Here is a 7,360-nt window from a genome sequence, read left to right on the forward strand (position 1 = left end):
GTTCATTGCGTCTCCGTATGGTTGGCGGGCGCCACGTGGGGCGCCGAGTGGGGCGGTGCCGTCCGGCCCTGATTCGGCGCGACTGTAACATGCTCGCCGGACACGACCCGCTGGTCCGGGTTGTAGATCACGATGCCCAGCGCGCGGAAGCGCTCGTGCATGCGGCGGTTGAATTCGCGCTGCACGCCCCAGCGGCCGCTGTCCCGTGCGCGTATCTGTCCGGCCAGCGTGACGGTCGCCCCGGTGACGGCGTCCACGCCCCAGAGCTCGAGGTCGTTGAGGATCGCGTCCTGATACTTCGGATCGGCGCGCATGCCGGTGGCGATCGCCTGCAGTTCCGCGCTGACCCGGTCGATGTCTTCGTCGAAGCCAACGCTGACCCGCACCGCGGCATTGCCGAGGCCGCGGTTGACGTTGTTCACGGTCGTCACCGAGCTGAATGGGACGGTGTGCAGCGAACCGTCGCCGGCGCGCAACCGCACCGTCCGGATCGACAGGTACTCGACGCTGCCGGAAACACCCGCAACCGTGACCCAGTCGCCCACCTGCATGGCGTTTTCCATCAACAGGAAGATGCCGGTCACGAAGTCCTTGATCAGGTTCTGCGAGCCCAGACTCAGCGCGACGCCGATCAGGCTGGCGCCCGCCAGCAGCGGCGTGGTGTTGACTCCGATCTCGTTGAGCGCGGTCAGGCCGACCACCATCGCGATCGCGATGAACAGCAAGGTGCGGAACATCGGCAGCAAGGTGCGCAGGCGCGCCGCGCGCACCAGGTCGCCATCGTCGCGCCACCGCTGCAGGCGCCGTTCGACCAGGATGTTGACGGTCTCCCAGACCAATACCGCGACGACGGCGGCAACCGCAATGGTCAGCGCCGCCGACGCCAGGTGCCGCCCGATCACGCCATGGGTCAGCCAACCGATCGCACCCACGCCCCAGGCCTCGAACAGGGCGATCACCGAACCGATCGTGATCACCGCGGAGACCACGCCGCGCACCAGCGGATAGTAACGATCAGCCCGCCGTTGCTCGCCTGCCGTTCGCGTCGGCGTGCCATCCTGCGAGGCCGCGTCCTGCTGCTGGAACAGGCGCGCCAGGCCACCCAGCGCCAGGATCGCGATGACGCGCGCGACCACCACCACCAGGGCCGTGACGCCGATGAAATGCAGCAGCTTCTGCAGACCGTCTTCGACCCCGAGCGCCCAGACCAGCCAGACCGCGATCACCAGCAAGCCGGCGAAGTACACCCATACCCGCGCGAGCCAGTCGCGCAGGCCGGTCAACCGGCCCTGCCCGACGCCGCGAATGCGTGCCGCCACCGCGTTGCGGGTCTGCAGCACCACGACGAAAAGTCCGGCATGGAACACCAACCCAACCAGTTTCAGCCACGCGATGCGGGCACTGGCAGCCACACCGAAGACCTGCGCAACTTCTGCCAGCGCGCGGCCGAACACGGCGATCGCGCTCAGCGTGATCATCCAGCGCAGGACGTAGCGTGCTCCGTCGTTCGAAATCTGCACCAGGCGCAATGCCGGCGCGTCCGGAGAGACCAGCAGTCGCGTGACTGCGATCACCACCCGCAGCGTGATGTAGGCATTGATCAGCGCGTCCGCCATTGCGTCGATCGGGCCAGTGCCGCCGGTAAGCCATCGGCTGGCCAGCGTGGCGACGCCGAGGAACGCCAGCAGCGGCAGCAGCTCCAGCACCAGCGCGGCAACGCCCAGCGGCAGCACGCGCAGCAGGCTGCGGTGCCGCACGGCATGCCGCCGACCGCGCGCGGTGTTCGCGTCGTCGACGGTTGCAACCCCGTTGTCGGCGGCTGCCTGCGCCGCAGCGGCCCGTTCGGGCACCGCCGAAGGGGCTGCAGCGGCGGTGGCGGCCGACACTTCCTTCGCCTCCTCGCGCGCCGCCGGGTGACTGGCCAGCGCCTGGCGTTGGCGCGCAACGCGGTCTTCCTCGATCGCACGCGCCTGCGCATCGGTCAACTGCGCATCCTCCTCAGCGGCCGGCGGTGCATCGGCAGTCGGTTTCGCGGACGCGTTGCGGCCGGCGTCGTCCGCATCGCTAGCGGGTGAAACCGCGCTCGTGGCGCCGGCCATCTCGCTTGCAGCACGCTCCGCTGCGGCCCGAATCACCGCCGGATGCGCCTCGACCATGCCGGGCGATGCGTCGGGAACGTCGGCTTCGTCGCGGTGGACCGACTCGGCACCGACCTCGTCGGCGGCAGCAAGCCTGGGATCGCGGGACGGCGGCGCGGCGACGGGCGAGTCCTGATCGGTCGGCGCACGGTGCGCCGCAACCTGCGCTTCCAGATCGGCCGCCCGCGTCTGCACCGCGAGCGCACGTGCTTCCGCACCCGAGGCCCGCTCGCGCAGCAGGCGGCGCGGCTTGCGCAGGAGCCAGGACAACAGCGCCTCCGCGAGCAAGGCGCCGAGGATCAGCACACCGATCTGCCAGAGCGCGGTCAGCGCGCGTTGGCGCTTGGCCGGGCTGTCGAACACACCCCGCCACCACGACATCATGCGCGGCAGGTCGACCACCGCCTCGCCGACGCGGCGGATCTGCCGCACCGCATCGTCGCTCCAGCGGTTGGCCTGTCGGATCAACTGCGCGGTCAGGCCATTGGAGGTCACCAGCGCGCTCGACGCCGGCTCCGCCGCCGCGGCGCTCGCATCGGCAGCAGGCGCCGCCGTCGACGAGGCGGTGGCGGGCGCAGCAGGCGCCGCCGGTGCGACCAGCCGACCCACGGCGGGCGGCAGCCCGAGTGCACCGGCCACATAGCCGGCCGTACCCTGCCCGCCTTGCTGAACCGGCACGGCCGCCTGGGGGGCCTGCTGAGCGGCTTGTTGGGATGCCTGCGGCAGTGTCTGCTGCGGAATTTGCTGCGGAATTTGCTGCGGTACCTGCTGCTGGCTCGGTTGCTGGCCCGGCTGCAGGGCCGCCTGCGGGACTGATTGGTTCGCCGCGAGAGCCGCGCTCGATGCACCCGCGCCCGCCCCTGTCTGGGGCGACGACTGGATTGACGGCTGGGACTGCGCCTGGCTCGGCGTCGCCGCCGCTGCCTGAGGCTGCGCGGATGCGCCCGGAGCACCGCTCCCCTGCGTCAAGGTGCCGGCCTGGCCGGCCGCATAGCCGTCTGCCGTGGCTTGCCTGCCGACGCGGCTTGCATCGGCGCTCGACGCAGCGAGGTCAGGACTGCCGGCAGTCGGGTACGCCGCGGCCGCCGACGAGGCGTAGACCGGTACGTCGACCGCCGCCGTTTGGCCAGCCCGCGCCAGCAAACGTAGCGTCTCGACGGCGCGGCGACGTGCCTGTGGATCCTCCAGGATCGACAGCGCGTGCGCCGCTTCGGCAGGGCTGAGCGTCGCGGCGCGGGCAGGCGGGTCGCTCTGCGCACCGGCGCTCGCAGCAAATCCGACCAGGGCGACTGCCGGCAGCCATCGCCGGCAGAGGACAGTCAGCGACTGTGCAAACTTTCTCATAGGCTCTCACTTCGATACCCGCGGGTGACGCGCTTCGCGCGCATCGCCGCGCAGGCGGGAGACGCACCGCGCGGGCGTCCTCGAATCAGTGTGTCCGACAATCCGCGTGCCGACTTCTCCAGCCTGCGCGAAACGCGGCGTCGGTTGACCACGCTCACCACCGGTGCCAGGCGCGGCGACACGCGAACTACACGCCACCCACCACTAGACACCCGCCAGGTTTTGGCGGCGCGGAAGCGCAGCTTCGGCACCGACCGCGTTGCGGGCGCGGGTGCGCAGCGCGCGCAACCGCTTCCCAGACAAATGGGGCCAATGTGGCCAATGCGACCGATGGCCGCCGCGGCGGTCCACAGGGCCGTCATGCGATCGGCATGCACGGCCAAGGACCGGCTCGATCGCTGGCGCCGCCACGCAGGCTCGGCATCGACCCAAATCTGGTTTGGCATCGAGCTAGCGTCGACGACTGATCGCTGCCGCGGTCAGCGGCTGCGCGAAGGCGCTTGCGGTGCAGGCCAGCGCGGCAATGAACGGAGCATGCGGGACACTGACACCGGTCAATTCTTGCAGAGTTTGGCGCTGGCCGCATGACAGCCACCTGGCCAGCCCAGAGAATAGGCTGGCGCGACGGCGCTGCGACGCTTGCTCAGACGTGCCGCTTCGCGTCGGTTCGCTGCCGTCCGCACGTGCCGTCGACGGCTTGGCAGTTCAGCCGATTCAGGCCACTGCGCCGCGCGCGTTGCGTCGCTGGCGGTCACTGACACGGCGGGCGCCTGCGTTGCCGTCGGGCAGCCGGGTCGAAGCGCGTCGTCGCCGTCTTCGTTACCAGCGCGGCGCGCTGGCGCTCCTGCGCTGGCCCGCGTCGCCGACGCGACCGTCACTCGCCGCGGAAAACCTTCGCGCCGCGGACCGTCATGTGACGCCCGAACCACGGGGAGACCGGAGCCGCTACTGCGGCTCAACGCTCCAACGAGGCCAACGCGCTATCACCGACCCCCACCGAAGGGCGCAACACTGTCAACAATGTTTTCGCGCGGGGCATAAACCAGCTGTACTAAGAATTAAACCTGATGACGTTGTCGCGATCACCGCGCGATAGTCGGTCTGCCCTTCGCGCGAAATCCAGCGGAGGGGAAGCATGCGACGCGCATGTATTGCCAACCCATGCCGGCGTGCCGTGTCCGACACCGCTGCCGGGCATCTCGATGACGCTGTAAGGATGAGTACCACTACTATGTCGACACCCCATGCGCACCGTCGCCGCGCACTCGTGCCATGTTATCTGGCGGCGCTGGCCGGCCTGCTGTTCGGCCTTGACATCGGGGTCATTTCCGGCGCCCTACCGTTCCTCTCGAAGGAATTCCAGGTGAGCGACCGGATGCAGGAATGGATCGTCAGTTCAATGATGCTGGGTGCGGCGGGCGGCGCGCTGGCCGCCGGCGAACTGTCCAGCCGATATGGCCGGAAGAGCGCGCTCCTCGTCGCCTCGGTGCTGTTTCTGATCGGCTCGGCGCTGTGCGCGGCCGCGTGGTCCGCGCACGTGCTGATCGTCGCACGACTGATCTTGGGCCTCGCCGTCGGCGTGGCGTCCTTCACGGCACCGCTCTACCTGTCCGAAATCTCACCGCCCGCATTGCGCGGCTCGATGATTTCGTTGTACCAATTGATGATCACTGTCGGTATTCTTGCGGCGTTTCTGTCCAACACCGCATTCAGCTTCTCTGGCAGTTGGCGCTGGATGCTCGGCATCGTCGCCTTCCCGGCGGCCGTGTTGTTGTGCGGAGTCGTGGCCCTGCCCAGCAGTCCCCGCTGGCTGATGAGCCGAGGACGTCGTACGGAAGCGCGACACATCCTGCTCCGACTGCGTGGCGACCCGGCCGACGCGGACGCGGAATTGCGCGACATCGACGGCGTTCTGCATGTTCAGCAACGCGGTTGGGCGCTGCTGCGTCACCAGCCCGCTTTCCGTAGGTCGCTGGCGCTTGGCATGTTGTTGCAGGTCATTCAGCAATTGACCGGAATCAACGTGGTGATGTACTACGCGCCGCGCATTCTCGACCTGGCCGGTTTCGCCTCGGCGCAACACCAGATCGGAGCGACGGTGATGGTCGGCCTGGTCAACGTGCTGGCAACCTTCGTGGCGATCGCGCTGGTCGACCGCAGCGGTCGGAAGGCGGTGCTGTACGCCGGCTTTGCCATCATGGCAACCGGCATGGGTGCGCTGGCCATCCTGTTCCACCTCGGCGTCGCCTCGCGGTTCGAACAGGTGCTGGCGGTGGGCATGTTGCTGCTGCTGGTCGCCGGCTTCGCGATGTCCGCCGGTCCACTCGTCTGGGTGCTGTGTTCGGAGATCCAGCCCGCGCGTGGACGCGATTTCGGGATCGCGGTGTCGACGTTCACGAACTGGATCAGCAACGCGTTGACCGGTGCGACGTTTCTTTCACTCATCAATGCGTTCGGACCGGCAGCGACCTTCGGCGGCTATGCCGTTCTGAACGCGGCGTTCATCGCTGTCGTGTTCTATCTGGTACCGGAGACACGCGGCGTGACGCTGGAGCAGATCGAACAGAAGCTGCTGGCGGGCTTTCCGCTGCGCGATATCGGGCGCTGACGCAGCTGCGTGATCGCCGTAACGCGTGGCTTGCCAAGAGACGCAGTCGCCGCAGCGGCTGGTGGGATCCGCGGGTGCCCGAGCGCGACGGACTGGAGGCGGACCGGCGACGGATTTGCGCCAAAGCGCGACCGAGCGCGCGGGATCAGGGAGGCAGCGATTGCCCTGAAGCCATCATTGCGCTACCTGCTGTAGCTGCGCTCATGTAGATCGTCGAAGCCTTTCGATGAACCAGCAGCGGCCCCGGCAAGCGGGCGCAAGCGCCGGCTCAGTCTTCAAAGAGTTGTCGCGACAGGACGACCCGTGAACGATGCGCCGCATGCCGCCGCGCCGCGGCGACGATGGCGGACTCGTGCGTGCGGAACGCAGCGAGCGCGTTGATGCCCGCGGGGTCCGCGCCAAACCGTTCGACGAGCAGCGCACACGAAATCACACCAAGCCGGCGCTGGCCCGCCTCAATGAAACGGAAGACCACGGCGCGCGCGGTTGCGTCCTCCAAAGCGACTACGCGGCCGGACGGTTCCATCGCTGCCTCGCCTCAAAAATCCATCCTAACACGCGCGATGTGACCGTTCGCCGCCATTCATAGGTCCGTTCCGCCAGGGGATTGACCGCGCTGATGCTTGAGCCTGGAACACGGTGGCACGCGCAGTTGACAAGCCTCCGGGGCATCAGCTTATACTGTATGCATGAACAGTACTGACGTGAAGCGCCATGCAGAGTGCCGTCTGCTCCACCCTGTCCTATGAGTGTCACTTTGCCCGTTGTCATCCGATGTGCGTCCTCGAACGGGATGGTGGCGCCGATACGCGCTAATGAGTAGGCCAGCGTTGGACCACTGATCGGCCTTTGCAGGCCCTCAGCCGCTTGCGATCCGCGCACGCGCGAACTGTATCGCGACGCATTGCTGTGCGTTGCCGCCGTCCAACGAGCGCAACGGCAAGACGCCAGTGCCACGGGCGGTGAATGCGGGTCAGTGCGGGTCGATGCGGCGATACGCCATTTGTGGGGATAAGCGCGAAAGGCAGCGGATTGACGAACCAACGAAGTGGCGTGCCCCGGCCACGACTTGGTTTGTCTGACCATAGGTGCCCCTGCTCGGCGGCGGGTTTGGCGGGTTTGGCGGGTTTGGCGGGTTTGGCGGGTTTGGCGGGTTTGGCGGGTTTGGCGGGTTTGGCGGGTTCGGCGGGTTCGGCGGGTTCGGCGGGTTCGGCGGGTTCGGCGGGTTCGGCGGGTTCGGCGGGTTCGGCGGGTTCGGCGGGTTCGGCGG

Annotated in this window: 4 protein-coding genes; 2 read left to right on the plus strand and 2 right to left on the minus strand. The window is 68.2% G+C overall.

The features are described 5' to 3' along the window. Positions 1-2 precede the first annotated feature (2 nt). Positions 3-3,482 (minus strand): mechanosensitive ion channel domain-containing protein, encoded by a 3,480-nt coding sequence (locus BLU54_RS22080; protein WP_091913163.1) that lies wholly within the window; start codon positions 3,480-3,482, stop codon positions 3-5. A 1,216-nt stretch (positions 3,483-4,698) separates the two neighbouring features. Between BLU54_RS22080 and BLU54_RS22090 the strand changes: the two genes are divergently transcribed. Beyond that, positions 4,699-6,090, plus strand: a complete 1,392-nt coding sequence (locus BLU54_RS22090) for a sugar porter family MFS transporter (RefSeq protein ID WP_091913167.1) — start codon at positions 4,699-4,701, stop codon at positions 6,088-6,090. A gap of 268 nt (positions 6,091-6,358) precedes the next feature. On the opposite strand, the gene BLU54_RS22095 is transcribed toward BLU54_RS22090, so the two are convergent. Beyond that, the gene (locus BLU54_RS22095) at positions 6,359-6,616 is read right to left on the minus strand and encodes a DUF1488 family protein (RefSeq protein WP_091913169.1); all 258 of its coding nucleotides are present in this window, start codon (positions 6,614-6,616) and stop codon (positions 6,359-6,361) included. Positions 6,617-7,178: 562 nt separating this feature from the next. Between BLU54_RS22095 and BLU54_RS24330 the strand changes: the two genes are divergently transcribed. Beyond that, positions 7,179-7,360: hypothetical protein (locus BLU54_RS24330; protein ID WP_235838083.1), on the plus strand; the 182-nt coding region annotated here is incomplete at its 3' end.

Origin of the sequence: Chitinasiproducens palmae, from assembly GCF_900095735.1 — a bacterium.
Taxonomy (GTDB): Bacteria; Pseudomonadota; Gammaproteobacteria; order Burkholderiales; family Burkholderiaceae; genus Chitinasiproducens; species Chitinasiproducens palmae.